This is a genomic window from Zobellia russellii, from assembly GCF_018728565.1.
GTDB lineage: Bacteria > Bacteroidota > Bacteroidia > Flavobacteriales > Flavobacteriaceae > Zobellia > Zobellia russellii.
In genome coordinates this window covers 1-294 of sequence record NZ_JACSOI010000037.1, presented here as the reverse complement: position 1 = coordinate 294, position 294 = coordinate 1, and the positions used below count along the sequence as shown (strand labels likewise).

Below are 294 nucleotides of genomic sequence, written 5' to 3'. Positions count from 1 at the left end.
CTATACGGTGACCCCCGAGACGGGAACGCCGCAGGTATGGACGGTGAACGTGACCGTATCCCAACCCACGGGCAGTGGGGAGAACGCCATAACGGCATTCGAACTTCCCGGCCAGACAGGCGCGGACATAAACGCTACCACATTTACCATCAACGTTACGGTACCCGATGGTACCGACTTGACCGGTGCCCCTTCGGTATTGAACGTTTCTGAAAATGCCACGGTATCCCCGGCAAGGACCGTCCTTCAGGATTTTTCCGGTGCCGTTACCTATACGGTCACCGCGGAAAATGG

Annotated in this window: 1 pseudogene; it reads left to right on the top strand. The window is 57.1% G+C overall.

The annotated features are described in order from the left end of the window. Positions 1-294 (top strand): annotated as a pseudogene (locus H9565_RS20090) (DUF5018 domain-containing protein); the annotation flags it as partial.